Source organism: Aeromonas sp. TS_SC_11, assembly GCF_057318915.1.
The window spans coordinates 483,246-508,552 of the sequence record NZ_CM170470.1 but is presented as its reverse complement, the minus strand read 5'-3'; the positions used below and the strand labels follow the sequence as shown (position 1 = coordinate 508,552).

Sequence of the window (25,307 nt, the reverse complement as noted above, 5' to 3'; positions counted from 1 at the left end):
GCCCATGCTGTTACGTCGTTACCCCATCTTCAACCGCCGTCTTGCCCTCGTTGCCTATGGCATTGACTACCAGCTTGCCGACCCTGCCGAGTGGGCTCTGCTCGCAGCGCAATGCCGTCTGCTGGCCCAGGGGCGTCAATACTTGTTGCCCTTCAGCCATGAACAGCTCGATGAGCAACGTCCCTTGCTGTTTGACCCGGATACCATTCCGCTGGTCGAGGCCTCTGCCGAACGCCTGCCCGCCTCGTTTCCCGTATTGACCCAGTGGCGTGACTACCGGCGGCGTCTGGCCGTGCACTGCGCCCAGCGCGAACCACGCTGGCTCAACGCCTGCCGTCTGCTGGTGTTCTGGATGGGGGAGGAGGGGATCAGCCAGCCGACCGAGCACAAGCGAATGGCTCTGGACATCGAGACCTGGGGGGATTTTTTGCCGCTCAAGGAGGCCGGGGTCGATTTCTTCGCCGGCGGTTTTCTTGCTCGTCCCGAACTGGTCAATCAGCGCGCCGCCCAGCCGGACATGAAGCTGGTGCAGGAGATACTGCAAGTCATCTGCCACGAGGAGTTCTCTTTTGCCAGGGTCGCCAGCCTGCTGGAGCAGGACGCCTGGCTGCCGGGCCAGCTGCTTACCTATGTCAATGCTCCCGGCTTTGATCACGTCAGCTCCATTACTTCTGTGCCGAGAGCCCTCTCCTATCTGGGGGAGCAGGAGATCCGCAAGTTCGTCCTCATCTACGGGCTGGCGCGGGTCAGTCATCACATGCCGGAGGCCTGTACCCGCATGGCCATCGCCCGTGGCCGCTTCTGCGAGCTGATTGCCATGACTGCGCTTGGCAAGGATGCCGCCAGCTGGGCCTTTCTGGTGGGATTGGTGCTGGATGGTTCACTGCTCTCCGCTCAGCTCAAGGCTCATCTGCCCAAGGATGTGCAGCGGGCGCTGGAGTTCCATGAGGGGCCGCTCTTTCATCTGTTCCAACTGGTGAAAACCTACGAGCAAGGAGACTGGCCGCTGCTTGCCCAGCTGGCACCGCACTACCAGCTGGATCCTGCCAGGCTGACCCCCATCTATTTTCAGGCACAAATGTGGGGGCAAGCGTTTCTCGCCACCTAGGTCATGGCGATGAGGAGTGGCTCTGGCTAGAATGGGGACCCATTCTCAGACATAGATCCTGCACCATGACCCTATCCGGATTTCAAGGCCTGGTATTTGACCTCGATGGCACCCTGGTGGACTCAATGCCGCTGCATCTTGCCGCCTGGGAACACACTTCCCGTGAGTTTGGCTTTCGCTTCGATGCTGACTGGTTCTATGAGCTGGGCGGCATGCCGAGTCGAAAAATTGCCCTGCTGGTTGCCGAGCAGCAGCAGATCGCCCTGGATCCCGTTGTCGTGACCCGTTGCAAGACAGAGCACTATGTGGCCAATCTGCACAAGGTGGCCGTCTTTCCAGCCATGCTGGAACTGGTCCAGCGTTATCACGGCCAGATCCCCATGGGGATAGGCACAGGGTCGCCGCGTATCAATGCCGAGGCTGTGCTGCGCAATACCGGACTGGATCGCTACTTCTCCGTGGTGGTGACCGCTGACGATGTTGAGTTGCATAAGCCCCACCCAGATACTTTCCTGCTGGTAGCGAGTCGTTTAGGACTTGAACCGACGACCTGTCTGGTATTCGAGGATACGGGAATTGGCGTGCAGGCCGGTCAGGCTGCCGGGATGCAGACCTGCATGGTCAGGGATGGCAAGCCGGTCGACTTGCAATACTGAAGAGAAAGCGGTGAGGGAGAGACACGAGCGGGTCAAGCATAGAGTCCATTCTCATACGGGACAGACATAATCAATGAGAATGGACTCGGTCACCCTTTGACGCAGCAATGGTCTCGGGGTGATTCAGGCAAGCCAGTTACTGCTCGCTGCTGCCGCCCTGATTGTCGTCGTAACGACTCGGGGCTCCGTGGGGGCGCGGCGCCATGGAGACGCGTGGCTTGCGGGCACGCTGTATGCTGACCTGGGGACGGCCGGAATGCATGGCGATGGTGGAGATCTTGGCCTTGTAGACCAGCTGCTGGTTACCATGGGCATCGGTCAACAGTACGCTGTACTGGTCGAAGCCGCTGATGGTTCCTTCCAGCTTGATGCCGCTCACCAGGAAGATGGCGACCTGACTGCGATTTTTACGCAACCAGTTGAGGGCAGAATCTTGCCCGTTCCCGAGGGAGAAGGCTTGCTCAATCGTGGAGTAGCTTGGGGATTCAGTTGTCATAAATTATTGTCCCGCGGAAAAAAGTGGCGTTTGATTGTGCTAAATGGCTACTGGCTTGTCAAAGTCATTCTCACGCCCATCCCGTATGGTGTAACGACAGTACTGGTCGGCGGGGGCTGCGGCTGTAATAATTGGCGCCTCTGGCCCGTGGCGGGCCTCATCTTGGGGTTTCATCTTGCATCCGGTTTCAAACCTACACAAGCCCACCTATACCCACGACGCGACCGCATGTGAAGAGTGTGACCTGCTGGTACCGGCCACAGTGCTGGCCGTGGGGGAGAAGAGCAGCTGTCCGCGCTGTGGCCATGTCCTGAGCGTCCATCTGCCGGAGCAGGAACGCAGGCCCATCTCCTATGGCTTTGCGGCCATCATCATGTTTGTGCTCTCCAACTCCTTCACCTTTATGTCCTTCTCGGCCAAAGGGATAGGGCAGGAGATGACGTTTTTGCAGTGCATCACCACTCTGGTGGATCAGGGCTACCTGTTTCTTGGGGCTGTGCTGAGTTTGACTCTTATCGGCCTGCCGCTGGTCTATGTGGGCTCCATCATGCTGGTGCTGTGGCGGGTCGACAAGGATCTGCATAGCAATTCCCTGCGTGCGCTAGGCCGTTTGCTTTGCCGGATAAAACCCTGGCTGATGGTGGATGTGTTCCTCATCGGGGTGCTCATTTCGCTGGTCAAACTGATGGGGATGGCCGACATCAAGATGGGGCTGTCGTTCTGGGCCTTCGTCGGATACACGGTACTGCTCATCAAGACGATCTCGTCGCTGGATCGCATGTGGCTGTGGCAGCGGCTGTTTGGGCCGACCGAACCCCGCGAGCTCGATGCTGATGCCGAGGCCAGCGCCATGGCATCCGGGCTGGTAGGGTGCCACATCTGCGGCGCTCTGGGTGAGGTGGGGGAGCACAGCTGCAAGCGTTGCGGTGAGCACCTGCACAGCCGCAAGCCGGGTGGCATCAACCGGACCTGGGCCCTGCTCTTCACCTCGGTGATCCTCTACGTACCGGCCAACCTTTATCCCATCATGGATACCGTCTTCCTCGGGGATGACAGCCCTTCCACTATCATGGGCGGCGTGGTTTTGTTGTGGGCCATGGGGTCTTACCCCATAGCTGCAGTGATCTTCATCGCCAGCGTTGTGGTGCCGCTGGTGAAAATCCTGGCGCTGCTGTGGCTTTGCTATATGGTACAGCGCGGCCACGGGGCCTCGCCCCTTGGCAAGCTCAAGCTCTATCGCATGACTGAATTTGTGGGACGCTGGTCGATGATCGACGTCTTCGTGGTGGCCATATTGGCGGGCCTGATCCGGCTCGACAACCTGATGACTGTCTATCCAGGCCCTGCAGCCGTTGCATTTGCGGGTGTGGTGTTGATCACCATGGTAGCTGCCATGAGTTTCGACTCCCGCCTGATCTGGGATTTACAACAAGGAGAGCGCGAACGTGAGTGAGCGTAAAAAAAGGTGGAAACCCGGCTCTGATTTTCTGAGCTCGGCCGCCGCAATCTGGATGGTGCCGCTGCTGGCGCTGTTCATCGGGGTCTGGATGCTGTTCCAGCATTGGTATTCGCAAGGTCCCAGCTTCACCCTGACAGTGGCTACCGCCGAAGGGATAGTGGCGGGCAAGACGGTGATCCGCTCCCGCGAGGTGGAAGTGGGTCGTATCGAGGCAGTGGAACTCAGTGAGGATTACAGCCATGCGGTGCTGAAGGCTCGCTTGACCAACGCTGCTGCCGGCATGCTCAAGAAAGACAGTCAATTCTGGGTGGTCAAGCCCAGGGTTGGCCGGGAAGGGGTCTCCGGTCTCAGCACTCTGCTTTCCGGTGCCTATATCGAGCTGGCGCCTGGCAGAAAGGGCAAGCCCCTGGACGAATACGCCATGCTGGACAAGCCGCCACTGGCCTCCCAGGATGCCAAGGGGCTGCGGCTCTCCCTGAGCAGCCGGGATACCCGTGCGCTCGGGGTGGGGTCGCCCATCAACTATCAGGGCTTTACCATAGGCCAGGTGGAAGAGGCGAAATTCCTGCCCGAGAAGAGCGAGATGCAGTACCAGATCTTCATCAACACCCCCTATGACGTGCTGGTGAGCGGCAACTCCCGCTTCTGGATGACCCCGGGTTTCGAGGTCTCCATGAGCAGCGAGGGGATGAAGGTGAAGATGGACTCTCTGGAGAGTCTGCTCGACGGTGGCATCACAATGGGGTTACCGCCCGGCTGGGCCCCCGGTGAGCCGGTCAAGCAGATGGATGGTTTCACACTCTTCCAGGATGAAGCCAGTGTGCTTGCCGGTAGTCTGGATCAGTTCATCGATTACGTGTTTCTGTTTGAAGACAGTGTCGGTGGCCTGCATCCGGGGGCGGCGGTGGAATATCGCGGCATCCGGGTCGGTACCGTCATCTCGGCCCCCTACCTCATCGACGAGAAAGGGGTACAGATGTTCCAAAGCCGACAGATACCTGTACTGGCGCGCATCGAGGTGCAGCGGCTCTCTCACCGCTATGCCAATGCTGAGAAGGAGCAATGGCGTGCCCTGTTCGGCAAGCAGTTCAAGGAAGGGTTGCGGGCGACGCTCAAGACCTCCAGCCTGCTGACTGGGGGCAAGGTGGTGGATCTGAACTTCTATCCGGATGCACCCAAGTATCAGGCCATCAAGCTGGCCGGCTATCAGGTGTTCCCTACCGTTCAGGCCGGGCTGGACCAGATCGAGCGCAAGGTGAACCAGATCCTCGACAAGTTCGTCGACATGGACACGGCCAAGACGCTGACGCAGGTCAACAGCACCCTGGCCACGCTGGATCAGACCCTTAAGAGCATCAGTGCCGTGAGTTCCAATCTGAACAAGTTTACCGGCCAGAGCTCGACCCAGCAGTTGCCGGCGTCCTTGAACGACAGCCTGAAGCAATTGCAGAGCACGTTGCAAGAGTACGATGCCAACTCCCAGACCAATCAGGATCTGCGCCAGTCGGTACAGTCGCTCAATCAGCTGATGCGTGAGTTGCAGCCTCTGGTGCATTCACTCAACGAACAACCGAGTTCGTTGATCTTTGATCGCGCCCGTCCCCGTGATCCTGAGCCCAAGCGAGGTCAATGATGAAAAAACAGATAATAACGCTGGCCTTGCTGGCCTTGCTGGCGGGTTGCAGTTCGGCCCCGACGGTGCTGCACTACTACTCTCTCGATGCCGAGGCACAGCCGGCGGCCGCGGTGACGGAGCAACCCCAGCATCAACTGGTGTTGCGTCCGGTTGCGCTGTCGGGCCAGCTGGATAGAGTCAGTCTGGTCTATCAGCTGGAAGGCAATGAGCTGCACTTCGCCGAGTATCATCGCTGGGCAGGTTTTCTCGATGCCCAGCTCAATCAGCTGACCCTGAGTGGCTTGTCCAACCGCCTGCCCGGCTGGGTGGTGCGCCAGGACGGTGCCCGCAAGGGCCCTGTCCTGAGCATCTCGGTCGAACGTTTCCAGGGGCGCCACGATGGACGTGCCGTGCTGAGCGGCCGCTGGCGCTTGTTGACGGAAGAAGGCACAGTCTTGCGTGATGTTCCCTTCCAGCAGGTGCGAGTGCTGCCAGCCGACGGCTATGGTTCCCTGGTCAGCGAGCTGGGACAAGGCTGGCAACAGCTGCTTGACCAGATTGCGGCAGAGGTGCGCAAAGGCGCCTGAGTCTGACGTGAATGAAAACGGGAGGCCGAAGCCTCCCGTTTTTTATCGTGGCGCCATCAGAGTGGCGTCATGAGACTATTGCTGAACTTCCGATACTCCCTCCACCTTGACCTCGACTCGGCGATCCGGAGCCAGGCAGACGATCAGCTCATGCTTGGATTTGCTGGTGCAGCTGCCGCCGGTGACAGGGGACCCTTTGCCACGCCCCTCCACGTTGACCTTGCCCGCTGGCAGGCCTTTGCCGACCAGATAGTCAGCGACTGTCTGGGCACGCTGCTCCGAGAGCCGCTGGTTATAGGCATCCGAGCCGATGCGGTCGGTATAGCCGATCACGGTAGCGACGCCATCCGTGGGCCGGGCTGCCTCAATCTCACCGTAGAGGGTATCCAGCGCCTGCCCGCCTTCCGGTTTGAGGGTCGCCTTGTTGAAGTCAAACAGTACGTCCGAGCTCAGGGTGAATTGCTTCTCGACCATGACGGGCTCCGGGGCCGGTGTAGGCGCCGGGGCTGCTACCACAGGGGCGACCTGGCCGAAGCGATAAACCACGGCGACGGCCAGCAGACCATTGTCCATGCGCAAACCAGTGTCTTCGCGGTCGCCGTATGGCGAGCTGTATTGGTATTCGAGGCGGGCGGCCCAATCCAGATTAAAGGCGTATTCTGCGCCGAGTGCCCCGACGAAGTTGAATCGCCCGTCGTTATCCAGCTTGTCACTGCTGGCCCAACCGTATCCGCCGCCAAGGCGACCGTATAGGTCCAGATTCTCTGCCACCGGGAAGCCGAGTTTGAGGGTAAGCTGAGCCAGCTGAGCTTCTACTTTATCGTTGAAGGCCGCGCCGCTACGGGTACCGCTGTACTTGTAGTTGCCCAGGTAGTCGTAACCCAGCTCGATCCCCAGATTCTGGTTTATCTGATAACCGGCGAAAGCACCGGCGCCCACTTCATCGTTGTCTTCATCGAGCAGGGTGGTGATGTTGTTTTCATCGACACCGTAGAAATTGGACCAACCCAATTTGGCACCGCCATACCAGGTGTTGTCTTGTCCGGCTGCATGGGCGTTGGCCGCAAGCAAGCCTGAAACCAGTAAGGTAATCAGTGATTTATTCATGTTGAGCCTCTGCAATTGCATGTTGGGTGAGGGGGGGATCTGGTGTCGCCTCTCCTCTATGGGTCGGGGCTTGTAGCACAGCCACAACAGGTTAAAAGTAGTCGCTTTCTTCAGGTTCTCAAGCAACTGATATAAATCATATTGTGATTATTGTTACCGTGGTTTGGCGGTGTGATTTGATCTCTGGGGCGGGGCAGCAATAGTTAAGCGAGGCAGGATCACACCGAGGTGGAGATGAACGGCAAATGGATATGGCTGTGCTGGTCGCTGTGGTTGGCCCCGGGTTGGGCCGTCGAAACCTTGCATGTGGTGACCGAGGATTATGCTCCTTACAACTATCTTGAGGAGGCCGAGATCAAGGGGCTGGGCACAGAGGTGGTGGAGGCCATGCTGGAGGAGGCGGGGTTTGAGTACAATCTGGATATTTACCCCTGGGCGAGAGCCATTTCACTGGCTCGCAGTAGGCCCAATGTGCTTATTTACAGCATCAGTCGCTTCCCCGAGCGTGAGGATCAATTTCAGTGGATAGGGGTGATCGCCAAGATCAACTTTCATGTGTTTGCCCTGGCCAAGCGTGACGACATCAAGCCATTCAGCGAGCTGTCGCAGGCGCGAACCTGGTCCATCGGCACTGTGCGCAATGATGCGCTGGAACAGTACCTGATGGGGCGCAACTTTTCCAACCTGCAGCGCAACAACAATAACGAGGCCAATATGTTGAAGCTGTTGATGGGGCGGATAGACCTCTGGCCCGTGTCGCAGGAGTCGGCAAATTACTATGTGCGTCAGGCGGGCTACGATCCCAGCACCCTCAAGATAGTGCACGACATCGAGGACTTTACCGGAGGGGAACTCTATGTGGCAGCGAGCCTGGAGACGGCGCCGGAGGTGATCAAGCGGCTGCAGGAGGCGCTTGCCACCATCAGGCAGAACGGCATCTATGACGGTATCGTGAAACGTTACCGTTGAGCCAATAGGGGATTGAAGGAGCAAAAAGAAGGGGCCGACCATGTGTCGGCCCCTGGTCATCAGTGGGCGAGGAACTCGTACTGGTTCTCGATGAAGGTGGCGGCGCGCTCGCTCAGGGCTGCGTGCACGACAGTGGTCGGGTGTACCTGATCCCAGAACATCTTGCCCTCACAGTTGAGGGTGCTGGCGCTGCGGCGGGCCATAGGACTGGCAACGGCCTGTGCCAGCAGCGGGTTGCCGGCGATGGCGAGGCGTTCCTGCGGACTGAAGGCCGAGAGCTGGCGATCGGTGCTGGCGCTGCGGGTGGCAAACGGCTTCCACACATAGCCGCCGTCGTAGCAGGGGTTCTCGACGTCGCTCAGGCCGAAGTTCTGCGGATCACGCAGCATCTCGGCAAATTGTTTGTCGATCTCGAACAGCTTTACCATGCCGGTGGGGGCCAGCTGGCGTGCCAGGTTCAGCAGCAGCTGGTTGTGATAGGCGGAGACATGGCTGACCGCCTCGACCACCTTCTGACTGCGGGCTGACGGGTTCTGCCCCAGATCCGGCAGGTTGAAAAGCAGTATCTGCTTGGCACCGTTCAGTACCATGCGGTTGGCCGCATCGCTGATGGCATCGCGAACCCGCTTGGCATCCTGCTCCGTATTCCAGCCATAGGCCAGATAGTCATTGGCACCGACCCAGAGGATCACCAGATCGTCCGGCTTGAAGCTGTCTTTCTGCAAGAACTGGGTGACCTCGTAGTCCAGGTTGTTGATGACCTGATACTTGGGATTCCAGGAGATCTTGTTGTAAGCCACGGCAGTGGCACCGCCTTCCGCTTCGTTGGCGATGGTCAGACCCGGGAACTGCTTGGTCAGCTGCTCCAGCCAGACGGGTCCGTTGGAGAAGCGGCCCTCATAGTAGGGCGGGCTGGAGGGGAGGTAACCGCGCATCTTGCTGTACATTTTGCCGGTATCGGAGAGGCTGTCGCCGAACATCACGATCCGGGAGAAGGCGGGGCGACTGTCGGCTGCCTGAACTGTCAGCGCGATCAGCCCCAATAAACACACAAACCATTTTTTCATCTTGTTGTTCTCATTGATGTGAAGCAGGTGGTGCCTGCAGGCTTTTCCTCGATAGGGCAAGCTGGGCTGGGAACCCTTTTTGCCATTTTGCAGCGTAACCAGCCGAATTAAATTTCGCAGCAGGCGGGGTTGATTAAATCGATTACGGTCACATGTCCTTCACCCAGATGGGGAGGCTTCACGTTTGTTTCACGCACCAGGCCTCACACTCATCTCGTACCCAATCACAGGAGCATGAAATGAACAAGGCAAGCGTAATCGGTCTGTTGACCCTGATGTCCATCTCTTCTTTCGCCATGGCGGCCTTCACTGGTCCGCAGGAGCAGAACAAGGTATCCGTCGCCCAGTTGAAGGATCTGGCCGATGACAGCTGGGCCACCCTTGAAGGCAAGCTGGTCAAGCACCTGGGCGGCGAAAACTACATATTCCGTGATGCCAGCGGCGAGCTGGAAGTGGAAGTGGATCAGGATGTGTGGCGCGGCATCGAAGTGGGCCCGGACGATCTGATCCGTATCCGTGGTGAAGTGGACCACAGCTGGAACAAGACCGAAGTGGAAGTGGAGAGCCTGGAGAAGGTAGGCGCCACACCGCAGAGCAAGGGCGGGTTTATCGCCAAGTAAGGTACAACCGCAGCACAGGTCATATGTAAAAAGGGCGCCTCCAAAGAGGCGCCCTTCTGTTTTGGCCGCTAGCCGGTCCGGGCCAGCGTGCGTTTGAACCCCTTTTCTGCCTGATTGACCTTGTAGAGGTAGCGGCGTGCTTCCGCCTTGGGATGCTGCTCTGTCAGGATCTGGTAGACCACCTCTGGCGAGAGCCGGTTGATCTTGCCAGGCGCAGCCTTGCGATCGCTGGAGAAGGTATTCAGCACTCCGCCTGCACCACCGTTGTAAGCCGAGATGACGGCATAGCGACGGGAGAGCGGGTCCTGGATATCCGCCAGATAGACGGTCTGCAACAGATGCAGGTAGGCGGTTCCCACGTCTATGTTGTAGGCCGGATTGAACAGATCATCCCGGGTTGGCTGGCCATTCTTGCCCTTGACCCTTACATAGACATCTCGTCCTGCGGTGGCCGGGATCACCTGCATCAGGCCGTAGGCATTGGCGTGGCTGACCGCATAGGGGTTGAAACTGCTCTCTGTCTTGATCACCGCATAGATCAGGCTCTCTGCCACCCCGTACTTGCGGGACGCTTGACGAATGATGCTGGCGTACTTGTAACCCCGCTTGTCTTCGTGGTTGGCCACCATGGGAATATCGACGAAGAAGATGGTACGGATCCCCAGAGTGCGTTTCTTCATCGCCGTACTGAGCAGGTAGTCGGCGTAACGCTCGGCGCGCCAGTCGAATCGGATCGGCTGCCCCTGGTTGTCCAGCACCTGACCATAGAGGAAGGGCTCGCCACCGGGCAGGATTTCCCGGTCGGAGTACAGATCCACCTCAGCCGGATCGTCCGGAGTCAGCAGTGTCTCTATGATGGCGCGGCGCAGGTGAGCCTGGGGGTCGAGTCCGGAGACCGTCTCCACCATGATGTGGCCGCTGGAGAAGTCGATGTGGGCACGGCTCTTGTATTGATCCGTGTATTTGACATAGTCAAATTTGCCCGCAAACAGCGCTTCACGCCCCCATATCTCGTTCACGTTATGGGAGAGCGCGCTGATCATGTGTTCGAAACCGCGAATGTCCTTGCCGTTGACCAGGGCGTCATCCTCGCTCCCGCTGGGCTTGGGGGAAGATGAGCAGGCAGAGAGAAACAGCAGGGTGCAAAGCAGCCAAAAAATTCGGCCCATAGGATCCTCAAACAGGGCGGCGAAGCCGCCCGTCATTCATTGGCTGTGAGCTAAGAGATGCATAGCCGTCGCTGGCTCACAGGTACAACTCATTGGCTGGGAGGGGTATAACCATCGATGGCCACTTCGCCCGCTTCAAACAGGTAGCTCACCATCTCTTTTTCCAGCAGCTGACGATGCTCCAGGTTCATCATGTTCAGCTTCTTCTCGTTGATCAGCATCACCTGCTTCTTCTGCCATTCGGTCCAGGCTTCCTTGCTGATGTTGTCAAAAATCCGCTTGCCGAGTTCACCGGGGTAGAGTTGGAAATCCAGGCCCGGGCCCTCTTTTTTCAGGCGTTGGCAAAATACAGTACGGCTCATGTTGACCTCTATGGTTGTAAGTCCGGGTAGGCAAGCAGGCGGGCCGTGGCGGCTGCCAGTCCCACCTCTGCAGGATGGCGTAAGTTATACCAGAGTCGGTTATCCGCTTCCATGAGCTGGGGGGCCGGTGGTGCATCCATTTCAATCAGAAAAGGCTGAATATCGAGATGGAAGTGGCTGAATGTATGCCGAAATCCGCTTAGCTCCCGATAATCGTGCCCGCTCAGCCCGAGCCGCTGCATCAGCCCCTCGACCTCCGTCAGCGACTCCACCTGCGGGAAGCAGTAGAGCCCTCCCCAGATCCCCTGCGGCGGCCGCTTCTCCAGTAGCAGCTCGTCGCCGTGACGAATGAGCAGCATGATGCCGGTGCGGGCCGGAATGCTCTTCTTCGGCTTTGAGTTGGGGTAGGCAGTGGGCTTGCCCTGCGACAGCCCCTGGCAATCGGTGTGCACCGGGCAGCGGTCACAGGCGGGCTTGCTGCGGGTGCAGACGGTGGCGCCCATGTCCATCATGGCCTGGTTGTAGTGGGCCACGCCGAGTTTGGGGGTGAGGCGGATGGCGAGCTCCCACAGATCGTTCTCCACCTGTTTCTGGCCGGGCCAGCCCGGCAGCGCCAGCCAGCGGGTGAGTACCCGCTTCACGTTGCCATCCAGAATGGCGTGGGGTTGCCCAAGGGACAGGGAGAGCACGGCACCTGCGGTGGAGCGGCCAATGCCGGGCAGGGCCATCACCTCTTCCAGCCGTTCCGGAAACAGGCCGTCATGCAGATCGCGGATCTGCTGTGCCGCCTTGTGCAGGTTGCGGGCGCGAGCGTAATAGCCGAGCCCGGTCCAGTGGTGCAGCACCTCGTCGATGGGGGCGTCGGCCAGGGTTTGCACGTCAGGGAAGCGGGCCATGAAGCGCTGGTAATAGGGGATCACGGTGGCGACCTGGGTCTGCTGCAGCATGATCTCGGAGACCCAGACCCGATAGGGGGTCTTGTCTTGCTGCCAGGGCAGTGTCTTGCGGCCATGGACCTGATACCAGTTGAGGATCCGGGTGGCGAAAGTGGCGTTGTCTGAATGGCTCACATTGTTCTCATCTTATTGATTAAAAAGGGGAGCTCTCGGGCTCCCTCTTGAAATTGACATCAGGTCAGCGGGGCTGCCCCGGTTTTTGGATAACGATTGAGTCAGCCGCGCCAGTCCTGCAGTGCCTTGAGGCTGGCGTTCTGACCCGCCACCTGCAATATGATGTAGTCCTGTGCTATGGCGATCAGGGTGACGCCGGAGGCGACCTCGCTCCCCTCGCGAAACTCACGTCCGTTCAGCATCACGGCCCGTTTGGCCGGATTGGAAGAGAAGACGTGGGAGCCGTAGGAGAGGGCGGGGATCCGTTGCTTCAGCTCCAGCGGCAGGGCGCTGATCGGCATGGCCTGCGCCTCGGGTTGGGCCTGCGGTACAGCCTCTTCCATCAGCGGCGTGTTGTTGAGGGCATTCATGATGCGCTCGGCCAGCCCCTGGCTGCTGTCGGCGGCCGGCGTTTTGTTCTCGGGTACGGCTCTGGGACGCACCACGGGTTCAGGCAGCGGCGGGGGCAGCGGGCGGGTAATCATGGGCCTGGGCTCGATGCGCACGAAGGGGGGAGTGACCACCTCTTTCACTTCGATTGTCTTCTCGATGGGGCGGTTGTTGAGCAGGTGCCAGCCATAGTTGGCGCCAGCGCCCATCAGCAGAGCAAGAGGGGCCAGCAGCCACCAGATCCAGCGCCGGTTCTGTTCCTCTTCCTGAGTGACGGGCAACCCCATCGCCGGAATATGCGAGGTGAACTGGGGCTGATCGGCCCGGCGCAGCGCCTTGAGCAGGGTAGACATCAGGAAGCCTCCTCGGACAGTGTGACCATGGACTCGTCGTCCATGGCATCCAGTTTGGCCGGCGTGCCGGTGCGCTTGGACTCATCTTCCAGTCTGGGCATGGGTTCGCCCGCCATCACGTTGAGGCGCAGCAGGGTATTGCTGCCGGCTATGCCGTCCGGATTGAGCCCTTGCTCGCGCTGGAATTGCTGCAGCTTGTTCTTGAGCTCGGCATCGAAGCGCCGCACCTTGCGATCCGGTTGCTGCAGGGCGCGGCTGAGAGCATTGTCCAGCCACTGTACCTGGGTCGCGCCGGCATTGTTGCCGATCAGGGCAACGCCACCCTTGGGCATGCGCCACAGCAGGGTATAGCTGCCGCCCCAGAAATCGGACAGCCATTGCCTGTCTACCTGCCAGCTCTGGTTGCCGATGAGCAGGTTGGCTTTGTCCGGCCCCAGGCTCACCAGAGTCGCGTAGTAGATGCCGCCCGTTTCGTCGGTCAGGCTGATGAGGGCAGGGTGTTGCAGGGCCTGCAGATCCGCCAGCGAGGCGTCCCCCTCCTGGCAGCGCAAGCCGGCGCGCGGTGCGTTGTCGCAGGTCGCCTCCTCCAGCTCGGTCTGGTAGCCCCACACCTTGTAGAGATTCTGCATGGCGCTATCCGGCTCCAGCGCCTGATTGATGGCGCGGGTCAGCTGTTCCTGCTGCTCAGGGGTGTCGTCTACCTTGACCGGCACCTCCACCTTGATCACGGGGCGCTCGGGGAAGAAGCCGAAGAACTGCCAGCCCCACCAGCCGGTGGCGACCAGCAAGGCCCCCGCCAGAGCGACCATGAGGCCGGACTGCCAGGTGCCCTCGTCGCGAATGCCGCTCACCTCATAGGCCGCCAGGCTGATGTCGCCGTGAACTATCTTGTGGCTGCCACGGGCGAAGGCGGCGATCAGGGCGCGATCGCAGATGAGGTTGATGAGGCGGGGAATGCCGCCGGAGAGGCGATGCAGGGTCTGGATCGCCTTGGGGGTAAAAATGGGCTGGACGCAGCCTGCGACCTGCAGCCGGAAGCGCACATAGGCATCCACGTCCTGATGCGACAGTGGCAGCAGGTGGTAACGGGCCGTGATGCGCTGGGCCAGCTGGCGCAGCAGGGGCTGGCGCAGCATCTGTTGCAGCTCGGGCTGGCCGATGAGCACCACTTGCAGCAGTTTCTTCTCATCGGTTTCCAGGTTGGTGAGCAGGCGCAGTTGCTCCAGCACACCGGGCAGCAGATGCTGGGCTTCATCCACCAGCACAACGCTGCGCTTGCCTGCCGCCAGGTTGGCCAGCAGATGGTCGCGAATGAGATCGAACAGCAGCTTGAGACCGGCATCCTTGTCGTACGACAGCTGGAACTCGTCGCAGATGGCCGCCAGCAGGTCACGCTCGGTCAGGGATGGATTGAGGATGTAGGCTATCTCGGTCTCGGCCGGCAACTGCTGCAACAGGCAGCGGGAGACGGTGGTTTTACCTGTTCCCACTTCCCCGGTCAGCAACACGAAGCCGCCGCCATCCTGCAACCCGTAGTTGAGATGGGCCAAGGCTTCCCCGTGACGTTCACTCATATAGAGGTATTTGGGGTTGGGCGAGATGGAGAACGGGGGCTCCGACAGACCGAAGAACTGTGTGTACATAAGGATCCATTCCATTGTTATGGGCGGCAGGTTAAAGCCTCCCCACCGGGATGTCAAAGACCCGGATGCCATAAGGGGGGCTGGCGCGTCTGGCGGCCAAAACCGCTGTTTTTATCGAATGTGGCCTGGTTGTGGTGGGGATAAGTCAGAGTGGCTGTCGGGCCAAACCGGCCGGGTGATCACCGCTGCCTGAGCGCGAGGGAGTGGCGGCGCCATCGTGCCCGCCAAGCAAAACCGGTATAATCGAGGCAGGTTTATCAAGGGAGACGCAGATTGCAGACTTATCTGGTTGGGGGCGCGGTGCGGGATCGCCTGCTGGGATTGCCGCAAGGGGATCGGGATCACCTGGTGGTGGGGGCAACCGTGGAGCAGATGCTGGCGCTGGGGTTCACCCAGGTGGGCCGCGACTTTCCCGTGTTTCTCCATCCCAAGACCCAGCAGGAGTACGCACTGGCCCGCACCGAACGCAAGCAGGGCCGTGGTTACACAGGGTTTGTCTGCCACGCCTCCCCCGAGGTGACACTGGAGCAGGATCTGCTGCGCCGGGATCTCACCGTCAATGCCATCGCAGAGGATGAAGAGGGCCGGCTGCATGACCCCTACGGCGGTATCCAGGATCTGGAACAGCGTATGCTGCGTCACGTCTCCCCGGCCTTTGCCGAGGATCCGCTGCGCATCCTGCGGGTTGCCCGTTTCGCCGCCCGCTTCCACGCCCAGGGCTTCGTGGTGGCCCCCGAGACGCTGGCGCTGATGCGCGAGATGACCGACGCCGGCGAGCTGGCTCACCTGACCCCGGAGCGGGTCTGGAAGGAGCTGGAGAAGGTGCTGCTGGGGCAGACCCCTCAGGTCTTCTTCGAGGTGCTGCGTGAATGTGGCGCCCTCAAGGCGCTGTTCCCCGAGCTGGACGCCCTGTTCGGTGTGCCGGCGCCCGCCAAGTGGCATCCGGAGATAGACACTGGTATCCACACGCTCATGGTATTGGCGCAGGCGTGTCGCCTCTCCCCCGAGCTGGCGGTGCGCTTTGCCGCCCTGTGTCATGACTTTGGCAAGGGACTGACTCCGCCTGCCTTCTGGCCGAGCCACCACGGTCACGGCCAGAAGGGACTGCCGCTGATCCGCGACTTTTGCGAGCGCTTTCGGGTGCCGAACGACTGTCGCGATCTGGCGTTGCTGGTGAGTGATCTGCACACCCATATCCACATTGCCTTCGAACTCAAGCCCGCGACCCTGCTCAAGGTGTTCGACAAGGCGGATGCCTGGCGCAGACCCGAGCGTTTCGCCCAGCTGCTGGACGCCTGCCGCGCCGACTTCCACGGCCGTACCGGCTTCGAGGAGCGGGTCTATGCCGAGCCCGACTATGTGGCACAGGCGCTCGGCGCGGCCCAGGCCGTGCCCGTGAAGGATATAGTGGCAGCCGGTTTCAAGGGAGAGGCCATTCGCGAGCAGCTCGCCAAGCGTCGGCTCGATGCCATCAGTCGGGTGCGCGATGAGTGGACTTTTATCGACGAGGAGTAGCGTCTTCTGCCGCCAGATATAAAAAAGCCCGGGTCAGTGACCCGGGCTTTTTTGCTGCCGTTTGCGTCAAGAGAAGCAGACTTGCAGCACGTAGAAGATGAGGATGGACAGAATGGCACCGGCGGGCAGGGTAATGATCCAGGAGACCACTATGTTGCGCAGCACGCCCAGGTTCAGGGCGGCGATGCCACGGGCCAGACCGACACCCATGACGGCTCCGACCAGAGTCTGGGTGGTGGAGATGGGCAGACCGGTACCGGAGGCAATCACCACGGTCGCGGCAGTTGCCAGCTGGGCGGCGAAACCACGGCTCGGGGTCAGGTGAGTGATACCGGTACCGACCGTTGCCATTACCTTACCGCCCATGGTCGCCAGACCGATGACGATACCTATGCCACCAAGGGGCAGGATCCACCAGGCGATGGAGGACTGACCGGCGATCTCGCCACCTGACGCCACTATGGAGGCGACAGCAGAGAGCGGACCTATGGCGTTGGCAACGTCGTTGGAGCCGTGAGCAAAGGCCATGGCACAGGCAGTGATCACCATCAGGATGCCAAATACTTTCTCCACGTTGGCGAAGTGCATCTTGCTGTCATCTTGCGGGTTGTACTTCTGGCCGCGAATGTAGAGCCAGCCGGCAAATGCCACAGCGATGGAAATGATGATGGAGAGCAGGATACCTTCACCATCGCTCAGGTGCAGACCGACGTGGGTCAGCCCCTTCTTGATGGTGACCAGACAAATCACCAGCGCTGTCAGGAACATGTAGAAGGGCACGTAACGCTTGGCGTTGGCCAGAGGATCATCTGTGTTGAAGATGAGCTTCTGTACGCTGATGAACATGAAGTAGGCGATGATGCCGGAGATGGCCGGAGTGATGATCCAGGAACCGACGATGCCGCCGAACTTGTTCCATTGCACCGCTTCCGGACCTATGCTGACCACGGCAAAGCCGACGATGGCACCTATGATGGAGTGGGTAGTCGAGACAGGCCAGCCAAAGTAGGAGGCCAGTATCAACCAGGAGCCCGCCGCCAGCAGAGAGGCGATCATGCCGAGCACCAGCAGATCCGGCGTATCGGCAAAGGCATTGGTATCTATGATGCCATTGCGGATGGTGGCGGTCACTTCACCGCCCGCCAGATACGCACCGGCAAACTCGAAGATCATGGCGATGATGATTGCCTGACGTATGGTCAGGGACTTGGTGCCGACCGATGTGCCCATGGCGTTGGCCACGTCATTCGCGCCTATACCCCAGGCCATCAAAAAGCCGAACAAGGCCGCCACGAGCACCAGAGTAGTGCCGTAATTCGCGATAATGTCCATTAATAGTGTTTACCCAGTCAGTCGATTACGAACGAGCCAGCATCAGTTCCAGACGGGCGCCAACGCGCTCGGCCTGGTCTGCCAGGTCACCTACCCATTCGAGGATCTTGTAGAGGAACATAACGTCGATCGGATTGTACTTCTGCTCAACGGCTTGCAGCTGTTGGCGCAGCCCGATCTGCATGGTGTCAGTATCGTCCTCGATAAGATCCAGCTGGTGGATCATCTCGGCAACCATTTCAACTTCTCGTCCTTTGAAGCCGGTTTCGAGCAGCTCATCGAGTTCTCCGATGGCTTTTTCGGCTTGGGCGGTCGCATCGATACAACGTTTGAGATAGGCCATGAAACCGGCACGCATCTCGGCAGGGAATTCCATTTTACGGCCAAGCATGCGACCGGAGATATCCTTGGCACGGTTGGCAATCTTGTCTTGTTGGGTCAGCAGTTCCAGCAGGTCGGTACGGGCGACCGGCAGGAAGAGACCACGAGGCAGTTTCAGACGAATTTCACGTTTGAGGATGTCGGCCTCTTTTTCCAGCTGGGCGATATGTTCCCGAATCTTCTCGGCATCTTCCCAACGGTCTTCGGCCACGGCATCAAAGAAGGGGATGAGCTGCTCGCAGCACACGTGAACCTTGACGATATGCTTCTGTAACGGCTTGATGGGGGACTTGGCAAAAAGCCCCAAAATAGTATTTACTGGCATGGTCAAACCTGTGTCGGTGAAAAAACACTCGATACGATGTTATGAGGCGCGCATGGTAACCGAACTGCGCCATCAATAAAACCGTGAATTAATCCTGATGTATCGCAGGCATTATATCCTCGCGTTCAGTATCATGCCCCCCCAAGTTGCCTGCCAGCCCGGAATGACTATGCAAACTGAGATCGAGATAAAGTTTTTTGTCTCACAAGACATTCAACAATCATTATCCAACCTGCTGAATTATATTGAAATTATATTCAATGCCCAGGTGGAGCTTGGCAATGTCTATTTTGATACGCCGACCCTGGATTTACGTCGGCTAGAAATGGGATTACGTATTCGTCGCAGTGACGACTTTGCCGAGCAGACGATTAAATGCCGGGGTCAGGTGGTGGGAGGATTGCACGCCAGGCCTGAATATAACGCCCCTGTGCATGGGGATGTTCCGCTGCTATCTGCCTTTCCGGGCGATATCTTCCCGAGTCTGTCTGTCCGCGACGAGATCCAGGGCAAGCTGGTTGCCCAGTTCCGTACCGATTTCCTGCGTCGTCACTGGCTGATTGCCTTCGAGGGAGCCGAGATCGAGCTGGCCTGGGATCAGGGCGAGATCGTCGGCTCGCTGGGAAAAGCGGCCATCAACGAGCTGGAACTTGAGCTTAAATCCGGCGATGCCAGCGCCCTGTTCGCGCTGGCAGAACGGCTTGCCGGGCTGGGTGGTGTCAGGCTGGGCGCGCAATCCAAGGCGCAGCGCGGCTATCGGTTGGCAGGGCTCGGCAAGCCGCTGGCACTGCAATCCTTGCCTGTGGTCAATGGAGTCGATGCCGCTATGCGCATCACCTTGGGCCTGCAACATTGGCAACATCATGAGCAGTACTGGCTGGAACAGGCGGACCCCGAGCAGCGACGCCTGGCGCTGCAAGAGATCCGCCAAGGTATTGCGCTTGTCATTGAGGCGGCCGGCATGCTGGTGGCACCGGCCTGGCTGGATGCCTTGATCACGCAGTCCGCCCATCTGGCCTTGCTGGCGCAAGACGTGGCCGCACCTGAATGGCAGACGGCACTGTCTGCTCTCTTCCATCGGGCTGACTATGTGCTGCTCCAACTGGCCATCGCCGCCTGGTTGCACGCAACTGCATGATGCTTGTGCCCGGCGGGCGTGACGAGTAGTGACGAAAAAGGTGAGCCCGGGCTCACCTTTTTCATGGTCGACACTCTCATCACAGGTGAAAGCTTCAGACTTGGGTGTAGACCAGTCCTGTGCTGCGAACCATGTCTTCCCCCTGGCAGAGTTGCGCCAGCCCGCTGGTGTCACAGGGCTGGCCGTTGTGCTCGATACAGAACTCGAATCGGGTCTGGGACTTGATGGGGCTATGGTCCGGATTGGCGGTAGTCGCCTGCCACTGCCACTGTTGCAGCGTCTCGATGGCGACCTCGCTGAACTGTTCGTCACTGCGAGCCAGTACGTGGATCTGCTCGGCTTGACCCGCTTCATTGATCACATACTCGAGTGAGGTGCATCCCATCTTTTCGGCCAGAATGGCCTCCTTGGGATAGCGTGACTCCACTCTGGTCAGGGGGGTCCACTGGGCATTCACATCCGTGATGTTGCTCAGGGGGAGTGAGGTGAGGTGCACGCTCTGGGTCTGGTGACTGCAACCGGTCAATACGCACAGGGCGCCCAGTAAAAGAGTGGCTTTCATGTTCGCTTCCCTTCGTTCGCTTTATTGTTCCTGGCGGGGGCCGCCCGCCGCTCGGCAGGGTTATTAATAAAATATTCAGCTACGAATGAAAACCCTTTCCGGGCGGCAGGCCATAAAAAACCGCCTTGCGGCGGTATTTTCATCCTTTTCTGACTCAGTAGTAGCCAGTGTCATCCGGGCTTGGTCTGGTCTTGAAGCGGCGGTGCAGCCACATGTACTGCTCGGGTGCCTTGCGTACCGCGGCCTCTATCTCTTTGTTGGCACGGGTGGCATCGACCACGTCATCGCCGCTGGGGTAGTCCGCCAGAGGGGCGCCTATGTGCAAGACGTAGCCCTCTTTGGTGCGAATGTTGTAGCAGGGCAGGGTAACTGTGTTTTTCACCCGGGCCAGGGTGGCGGTCCCCGTTATGGTGGCCGCCTGCTCAACGGCGAAGTAGGGGACGAACACGCTGGCGTGGGAGCCGTAGTCGTGATCCGGGGCATACCAGAGGGCGTCGCCGTTGCGCAGCGCCTTGATCATTCCCTTCACGTCCATGCGGTCCACCAGATATTTGTTGGAGGCGCAGCGACCGTGGTACTGGGCATATTCCAGGACAGGATTGGTGTTGGGGCGGTAGACGCCAACCCCCGGCCTGACCAGGCCGAAGCAGCGGGCGTTGAGCTCCAGCGTCAGAAAATGGCAGGAGAGCAGCAGCATGCCCTGACCTTTTTCCATGGCGGCGATGACGTGCTCTTCCCCTTCTACCTTCATCAGGTTGCGCATGCGCCAGTCGGGCCAGAACCAGGCCATACCCACTTCGAAGATGGCGCAGCCCACGCTTTCGAAATTCTGCCTGAGCAGCTTCTCCCGCTCATCCTTGGTCAATTCCGGCATTGCCAGTTCAAGGTTGCGGCGGGCAATTTTGACGCGGGATTTCAACAATACTCGGGCCAGGGTGCCCAGTTGACGGCCCAGCCACATCTGGCTGCGCCAGGGCAACAATACCAGCAGCCAAAGCAGGCTGAGGCCAATCCAGCTCCCCCAGTAACGGGGATGGAACAGATGGGGTTCGAGGCGGGGTGCGTGTTCGTGGGCCATGAAAAATCTCTTGTTCGCAATCGCCATGATCTGGAGAGTCCAGCCAAAAAGGGGAGGCGATAAAGGCTCGTGGATATCCTGATTGGATAGTTTTACTGGCAATCGGGGGATTCTAGCCGAAAAGCGGGGTCGGGTGTGAATGGCCTCTCGCCTGGTCAGAGCTGACATGGCTGGTCTATGTCTGCTCACTGTGTCGTCTCACGGTAGCGAAGCAGGGCCGCGTGCTTTTTTCACACCCCGCAAAAGAGTGTGATAAAATCGGCGGCTGATTTTTCAGGTTTTGAGAGTCGATACAGATGAAAATCACCCTGCCCGAGTTTGGAAAAGCCCGCGTTCTGGTCGTTGGCGATGTCATGTTGGACCGCTATTGGCATGGCCCCACCGGCCGGATATCGCCCGAGGCACCAGTGCCCGTGGTCAAGGTTGAGCACATTGAGGAGCGCCCGGGTGGCGCTGCCAACGTGGCTCTCAACTCCGCCGCTCTGGGCGCCCATGCCGTTCTGCTTGGCCTGACCGGTCAGGATGAAGCGGCCGATGCCCTTGCTGGTCAGATGGCTGGCGTCAAGGTCGCCTGTGATTTCGTTCGTCTGGCCGACTATCCGACCATCACCAAGCTGCGTGTGCTCTCCCGCAACCAGCAACTGCTGCGCCTCGACTTCGAAGAGGCTTTCCACGATGTCGACTCCACTCTGCTGATGAACAAGGTGGAGCAGGCGTTGCCCAGCAGCGACGTGATGATCCTCTCCGATTATGGTAAGGGTGCTCTCAACGACGTACCCGGCATGATCCAGCGTGCCCGCGCCGCCGGCATTCCCGTACTGGTTGACCCCAAGGGGACCGAGTTTGAGAAGTATCGCGGCGCCACCCTGCTGACCCCCAACATGTCCGAGTTCGAGGCCGTGGTGGGCAAGGTGAAGGGTGAAGAGGATCTGGTTGCCAAGGGGCTGGAGCTGGTCAAGCGTTTCGAGCTGGAGGCCCTGCTGGTTACCCGTTCCGAAAACGGCATGACCCTGATCCGCGAAGGCCAGCCCGAGCTGCACCTGCCAGCCCAGGCCCACGAGGTCTACGACGTGACCGGTGCCGGTGATACCGTCATTTCGACCTTGGCCACCTCGCTGGCCGCCGGCATGAGTCTGGACGAGGCCTGCGCCTTGGCCAATACCGCCGCCGGTATCGTGGTCGGCAAGCTGGGTACTTCCACCGTCAGCCCGGTGGAGCTTGCCAACGCGCTCTACACCGAGCAGGAGACCGGTTTCGGCGTCATGTCCGAGGCCCAGCTCAAGATTGCCGTGCAGGCTGCCCGTCTGCGTGGCGAGAAGGTGGTGATGACCAACGGTTGCTTCGACATACTGCACGCTGGTCACGTTTCCTACCTCGCCAATGCCGGCAAGTTGGGGGATCGCCTGATAGTGGCGGTCAATACCGATGACTCCGTCCGTCGCCTGAAAGGGCCGGGTCGCCCGGTCAATTCGACCGACCGTCGCATGGCCGTGCTGGCCGCGTTGGGCGCCGTGGATTGGGTGGTGCCTTTCGCCGAAGATACGCCCCAGCGGCTGATCGCCGAAGTGCTGCCCGACCTGCTGGTCAAGGGGGGTGACTACAAGCCGAAGGATATCGCCGGTTATGATGAAGTGACCGCCAACGGTGGCGAGGTGCGCGTGCTCAACTTCGAAGATGGCTGCTCCACTAGCGACATCATCAAGACCATCCGCGAACGCGGATGAGTCAAAACCCGGCCCCGGCCGGGTTTTTTATGTCTGGCCCGCACCGGAGTATGGAAGTCTCGCGGCGTTCACCAGTCTGCGGCAAGAGAACCGGCCGGTGCGGGCAATAGAAAGCGGATAACAAAAAGGCGACCCTGGGGTCGCCTTTTTACTGGATGCGAGTCGGGATCAGGACTTGTTCTTGACCTGAGCGGCAGGTATCAGTCCCTGGTTTACTTCCTCCAGATCTTTCTGCTCCAGCGTGCCGGCGGCCTGCTTGAGGGAGAGGATGCTAAGAATGTAGTTGTAACGGGCTTCGGAGAGTTTCTGCTTGGCCTGGTAGAGCTTGCGGGTAGAGTCCAGCACGTCGACTATAGTGCGGGTACCGACTTCATAGCCCGCTTCGGTGGCCTTGAGGGCGCTGTCGGCGGAGATGACGGACTGGCCGTAGGCGCGTACCGAACCTATGCTGGCGTTCACGTTGTTGTAGGAGGAGCGTACTGTGCTCTGCACTGAGCGGAAGCTGCGCTCCAGCTGCTCGCTAGCCGCCACGTAATTGAACTGGGACTGCTTGACCTGGGAGGTGGTCGCGCCACCTGTGTAGAGCGGCAGCTTGAAGTTCAGGCCTATGTTGCCCTGATTGCTGTTGCTCTCGGGGTTGCGGATCTCGTCTTTGTAGTCGCTATAGGTGCTGGAGAGACCGGCACCCAGATCCAGCGTCGGCTCGTGACCGGTCTTGGCCAGATCGATCTGCTCCTTGGCGATATCCTTACCGATGCGGGCGCTGTGCAGTTGCAGGTTCTTGTCCAGTGCCAGCTCCAGCCATTTGTCGGAGTTGAACGGCGTCTTCTGCGGGCTGAAACGCTCAGTATTGAGTACGTCCAGCTGACGGTGGTCGATGCCGGTCAGCTCGCGCAGACTCTCGTAGCTGTTGTCCAGCGTGTTCTCGGCATTGATCTCGTCCGCCAGTGCCTGATCGCGCTCGGCCTCGGCCTCATGCACGTCCGTGATGGCGGTCAGGCCCACTTCGAAGCGCTGCTGGGTCTGTTCCAGCTGACGTTCTACGGCGGCCTTGTTGGCGCGGACGAATTCCAGTGTGTCCATTGCCTTGAGCACGTTGAAATAGGCCTGGGCGGTACGCAGCATCAGATTCTGTATTTCGAGGTTGTAGGCCACGTCGGACTGGGTGGCGCTCTTCTCGGTCAGGTCCAGGTTGACCCAGTTGCTGCGACGATAGATAGATTGATCCAGCGAGAGGGAGCCAGTAGCGTTGCTATTGGTCTGGGTATCACCCTTGTTTTGCAGGTAGTTCAGGCCGGCTCCCAGATTGATTTGCGGCAAGAGGGCTGCGCGGGATTCATTGATCTTCTCGAAGGCTTGGTCACGCTTGGCCTTGGATTCCTGCAGTTGGGTGTCCTTGATCTGGGCTTGTTGGTAAATATCGAGCAGGTTCTCGGCGTGGGCGCCGGCGCTGACGCCCAGCAACACCATGGCTGACAAGAGTGTTCTTTTCATAGATCGTTTTAACCTTATGTATTAACCCAAAGCTGTCGCTGGATGAAGGAGGGGTATTGTCACTGAGCAAGCTTGATTTCAGCTTAATCACTCTACTATAAGCAAAATATTATGATAACTGTCTCTTTTCCAGCGACAGGAACGTCAAGCACGAGGGGGAGTTTTCTCCCCCTCGTGCCTAGCCAAATGTCCTGTGACTGCTAAAATCCATCCCTCATCTCCGTCGGGAACGAGTGAATGAATGTTCATTCATGTTCTCGGATTTTATGGTCAAACCGAGCCAAGTCAAGCTGGCGGGAGTCTCGTATGTCGCAGCAAGCCTTGCCCCAAACCCGTCACTATTCTGCTGATGATGTAAAAATTATCGAGAAATCATCGGGATATAACGGCTTCTTCAAAGTAAATGTCTATCGCCTGCAACATAGGTTATTTGCGGGGGGCTGGAATGAGCCCATAGTGCGCGAGCTGTTCGAGCGTGGCCATGCGGCCGCGCTGCTGCCCTATGATCCTGTGCGCGACCAGATAGTGCTGGTGGAGCAGTTTCGCATCGGCGCCGTCGAGACCAGTTCCACCCCCTGGCTGCTGGAGCTGGTGGCCGGCATCATAGATGAAGGGGAAACTGCCGAGGTGGTGGTGCGCCGGGAAGCGGTGGAAGAGGCGGGCATCGAGGTCGGTCGCTGCGAGCATGCCATCAGTTATCTGGTGAGCCCGGGCGGCAGTACCGAGCGTATAGAGGTCTATGTGGGTGAGGTGGATGCCAGCAAGGCCGAAGGGATCCACGGTTTGGCGGAAGAGGGCGAAGATATCCGGGTGCACGTGGTAAGTCGTGAACAGGCTTATGCCTGGCTCAAGGAGGGGCGCATCGACAATGCGGCTTCCGTCATAGCACTGCAGTGGCTGGCCCTCAATCACGGCGAGCTGCGGGCTCGCTGGCTGGCGGGGCGCTGAGGTGGTGAGCGTCCAGCAGCAGGGCAAGCGCTATGTGCCTGATTTGATGTCCTTGCAGCGTACCTGCGAGGTGAATTACCCACGGGTGTTGATTGATGGA

24 protein-coding genes are annotated in these 25,307 nt (G+C 59.4%); 11 read left to right on the top strand and 13 right to left on the bottom strand.

Features of this window, described 5'->3' with window-relative positions; genetic code table 11:
• The first annotated feature begins 4 nt into the window (after positions 1-4).
• Both AC1P02_RS02335 and AC1P02_RS02330 read left to right on the top strand, forming a co-directional pair.
• Positions 5-1,108, top strand: coding sequence for an EAL and HDOD domain-containing protein (locus AC1P02_RS02335; RefSeq protein WP_058394542.1), 1,104 nt, complete (start codon positions 5-7; stop codon positions 1,106-1,108).
• A 65-nt stretch (positions 1,109-1,173) separates the two neighbouring features.
• The gene (locus AC1P02_RS02330; RefSeq protein WP_277735098.1) at positions 1,174-1,764 is read left to right on the top strand and encodes an HAD family hydrolase; all 591 of its coding nucleotides are present in this window, start codon (positions 1,174-1,176) and stop codon (positions 1,762-1,764) included.
• A gap of 136 nt (positions 1,765-1,900) precedes the next feature.
• Here the strand turns inward: AC1P02_RS02330 and hfq are convergent, their stop codons facing one another.
• Positions 1,901-2,260, bottom strand: coding sequence for an RNA chaperone Hfq (hfq, locus tag AC1P02_RS02325; RefSeq protein WP_005313994.1), 360 nt, complete (start codon positions 2,258-2,260; stop codon positions 1,901-1,903).
• Positions 2,261-2,435: 175 nt separating this feature from the next.
• Here hfq and AC1P02_RS02320 point away from each other — a divergent pair, with 175 nt between their 5' ends.
• From AC1P02_RS02320 to AC1P02_RS02310, 3 genes are read left to right on the top strand one after another with little or no spacing between them, the layout of a single operon-like run.
• Positions 2,436-3,713: a paraquat-inducible protein A gene (locus AC1P02_RS02320; RefSeq protein ID WP_034524269.1), complete on the top strand. Its 1,278-nt coding sequence runs from the start codon at positions 2,436-2,438 to the stop codon at positions 3,711-3,713.
• Complete coding sequence (gene pqiB / locus AC1P02_RS02315) at positions 3,706-5,352, top strand: intermembrane transport protein PqiB (RefSeq protein ID WP_011898307.1); 1,647 nt, start codon at positions 3,706-3,708, stop codon at positions 5,350-5,352. The genes AC1P02_RS02320 and pqiB overlap by 8 nt, the downstream gene beginning before the upstream one ends.
• Positions 5,352-5,921 carry a PqiC family protein gene (locus AC1P02_RS02310; RefSeq protein WP_282790786.1) on the top strand — a complete coding sequence of 190 codons (570 nt, stop codon included), beginning with the start codon at positions 5,352-5,354 and terminating at the stop codon, positions 5,919-5,921. Before pqiB ends, AC1P02_RS02310 begins: the two co-directional genes overlap by 1 nt.
• A 75-nt stretch (positions 5,922-5,996) precedes the next feature.
• Here AC1P02_RS02310 and ompA read toward each other — a convergent pair whose 3' ends face one another.
• Positions 5,997-7,028 carry a porin OmpA gene (ompA, locus tag AC1P02_RS02305; protein WP_485183904.1) on the bottom strand — a complete coding sequence of 344 codons (1,032 nt, stop codon included), beginning with the start codon at positions 7,026-7,028 and terminating at the stop codon, positions 5,997-5,999.
• 234 nt (positions 7,029-7,262) lie between these two features.
• Between ompA and AC1P02_RS02300 the strand changes: the two genes are divergently transcribed.
• Positions 7,263-7,997 carry a substrate-binding periplasmic protein gene (locus tag AC1P02_RS02300; protein WP_005313987.1) on the top strand — a complete coding sequence of 245 codons (735 nt, stop codon included), beginning with the start codon at positions 7,263-7,265 and terminating at the stop codon, positions 7,995-7,997.
• A gap of 59 nt (positions 7,998-8,056) precedes the next feature.
• Here the strand turns inward: AC1P02_RS02300 and AC1P02_RS02295 are convergent, their stop codons facing one another.
• Complete coding sequence (locus AC1P02_RS02295; protein ID WP_096119863.1) at positions 8,057-9,064, bottom strand: SGNH/GDSL hydrolase family protein; 1,008 nt, start codon at positions 9,062-9,064, stop codon at positions 8,057-8,059.
• Positions 9,065-9,303: 239 nt separating this feature from the next.
• Here AC1P02_RS02295 and AC1P02_RS02290 point away from each other — a divergent pair, with 239 nt between their 5' ends.
• A complete protein-coding gene (locus AC1P02_RS02290; RefSeq protein WP_058394537.1) occupies positions 9,304-9,684 on the top strand; it encodes a YgiW/YdeI family stress tolerance OB fold protein in 381 nt (126 codons plus the stop codon).
• Between the two features lie 68 nt (positions 9,685-9,752).
• Here AC1P02_RS02290 and mltC read toward each other — a convergent pair whose 3' ends face one another.
• From mltC to AC1P02_RS02265, 5 genes are all read right to left on the bottom strand, one after another.
• Complete coding sequence (gene mltC, locus AC1P02_RS02285; RefSeq protein WP_059111943.1) at positions 9,753-10,853, bottom strand: membrane-bound lytic murein transglycosylase MltC; 1,101 nt, start codon at positions 10,851-10,853, stop codon at positions 9,753-9,755.
• Between the two features lie 89 nt (positions 10,854-10,942).
• The gene (locus tag AC1P02_RS02280) at positions 10,943-11,215 is read right to left on the bottom strand and encodes an oxidative damage protection protein (protein WP_005313967.1); all 273 of its coding nucleotides are present in this window, start codon (positions 11,213-11,215) and stop codon (positions 10,943-10,945) included.
• A gap of 8 nt (positions 11,216-11,223) precedes the next feature.
• On the bottom strand, positions 11,224-12,285 hold the full coding sequence (mutY, locus tag AC1P02_RS02275) for an A/G-specific adenine glycosylase (protein ID WP_485183899.1): 1,062 nt from the start codon (positions 12,283-12,285) through the stop codon (positions 11,224-11,226).
• Between the two features lie 101 nt (positions 12,286-12,386).
• Entirely contained in the window at positions 12,387-13,067 is a 681-nt protein-coding gene (exeB, locus tag AC1P02_RS02270) for a GspB family T2SS assembly factor variant ExeB (protein ID WP_111588858.1), read from the bottom strand.
• The gene (locus tag AC1P02_RS02265; RefSeq protein ID WP_485183897.1) at positions 13,067-14,710 is read right to left on the bottom strand and encodes an ExeA family protein; all 1,644 of its coding nucleotides are present in this window, start codon (positions 14,708-14,710) and stop codon (positions 13,067-13,069) included. The genes exeB and AC1P02_RS02265 overlap by 1 nt, the downstream gene beginning before the upstream one ends.
• A gap of 273 nt (positions 14,711-14,983) precedes the next feature.
• Here AC1P02_RS02265 and AC1P02_RS02260 point away from each other — a divergent pair, with 273 nt between their 5' ends.
• Positions 14,984-16,225: a multifunctional CCA addition/repair protein gene (locus AC1P02_RS02260; RefSeq protein ID WP_485183895.1), complete on the top strand. Its 1,242-nt coding sequence runs from the start codon at positions 14,984-14,986 to the stop codon at positions 16,223-16,225.
• A 66-nt stretch (positions 16,226-16,291) separates the two neighbouring features.
• On the opposite strand, the gene AC1P02_RS02255 is transcribed toward AC1P02_RS02260, so the two are convergent.
• Together AC1P02_RS02255 and AC1P02_RS02250 are read right to left on the bottom strand one after the other, a co-directional pair.
• On the bottom strand, positions 16,292-17,557 hold the full coding sequence (locus tag AC1P02_RS02255) for an inorganic phosphate transporter (protein ID WP_005313952.1): 1,266 nt from the start codon (positions 17,555-17,557) through the stop codon (positions 16,292-16,294).
• A gap of 25 nt (positions 17,558-17,582) precedes the next feature.
• Positions 17,583-18,263: a TIGR00153 family protein gene (locus AC1P02_RS02250; RefSeq protein ID WP_485183893.1), complete on the bottom strand. Its 681-nt coding sequence runs from the start codon at positions 18,261-18,263 to the stop codon at positions 17,583-17,585.
• 169 nt (positions 18,264-18,432) lie between these two features.
• Here AC1P02_RS02250 and AC1P02_RS02245 point away from each other — a divergent pair, with 169 nt between their 5' ends.
• A complete protein-coding gene (locus AC1P02_RS02245) occupies positions 18,433-19,401 on the top strand; it encodes a CYTH domain-containing protein (protein WP_485183891.1) in 969 nt (322 codons plus the stop codon).
• A gap of 94 nt (positions 19,402-19,495) precedes the next feature.
• Here AC1P02_RS02245 and AC1P02_RS02240 read toward each other — a convergent pair whose 3' ends face one another.
• Both AC1P02_RS02240 and lpxL read right to left on the bottom strand, forming a co-directional pair.
• Positions 19,496-19,963: an energy transducer TonB gene (locus AC1P02_RS02240; protein ID WP_485183890.1), complete on the bottom strand. Its 468-nt coding sequence runs from the start codon at positions 19,961-19,963 to the stop codon at positions 19,496-19,498.
• A gap of 154 nt (positions 19,964-20,117) precedes the next feature.
• Positions 20,118-21,041, bottom strand: coding sequence for an LpxL/LpxP family Kdo(2)-lipid IV(A) lauroyl/palmitoleoyl acyltransferase (gene lpxL, locus AC1P02_RS02235; RefSeq protein ID WP_059169800.1), 924 nt, complete (start codon positions 21,039-21,041; stop codon positions 20,118-20,120).
• A gap of 296 nt (positions 21,042-21,337) precedes the next feature.
• Here lpxL and hldE point away from each other — a divergent pair, with 296 nt between their 5' ends.
• Positions 21,338-22,765, top strand: a complete 1,428-nt coding sequence (hldE, locus tag AC1P02_RS02230) for a bifunctional D-glycero-beta-D-manno-heptose-7-phosphate kinase/D-glycero-beta-D-manno-heptose 1-phosphate adenylyltransferase HldE (RefSeq protein ID WP_087756596.1) — start codon at positions 21,338-21,340, stop codon at positions 22,763-22,765.
• A gap of 168 nt (positions 22,766-22,933) precedes the next feature.
• On the opposite strand, the gene tolC is transcribed toward hldE, so the two are convergent.
• Positions 22,934-24,259: an outer membrane channel protein TolC gene (tolC, locus tag AC1P02_RS02225; protein WP_011898310.1), complete on the bottom strand. Its 1,326-nt coding sequence runs from the start codon at positions 24,257-24,259 to the stop codon at positions 22,934-22,936.
• A 306-nt stretch (positions 24,260-24,565) separates the two neighbouring features.
• On the opposite strand from tolC, the gene nudF reads away from it, so the two are divergent.
• Positions 24,566-25,207 carry an ADP-ribose diphosphatase gene (nudF, locus tag AC1P02_RS02220; protein WP_485183887.1) on the top strand — a complete coding sequence of 214 codons (642 nt, stop codon included), beginning with the start codon at positions 24,566-24,568 and terminating at the stop codon, positions 25,205-25,207.
• The last annotated feature ends 100 nt before the right edge of the window (positions 25,208-25,307 follow it).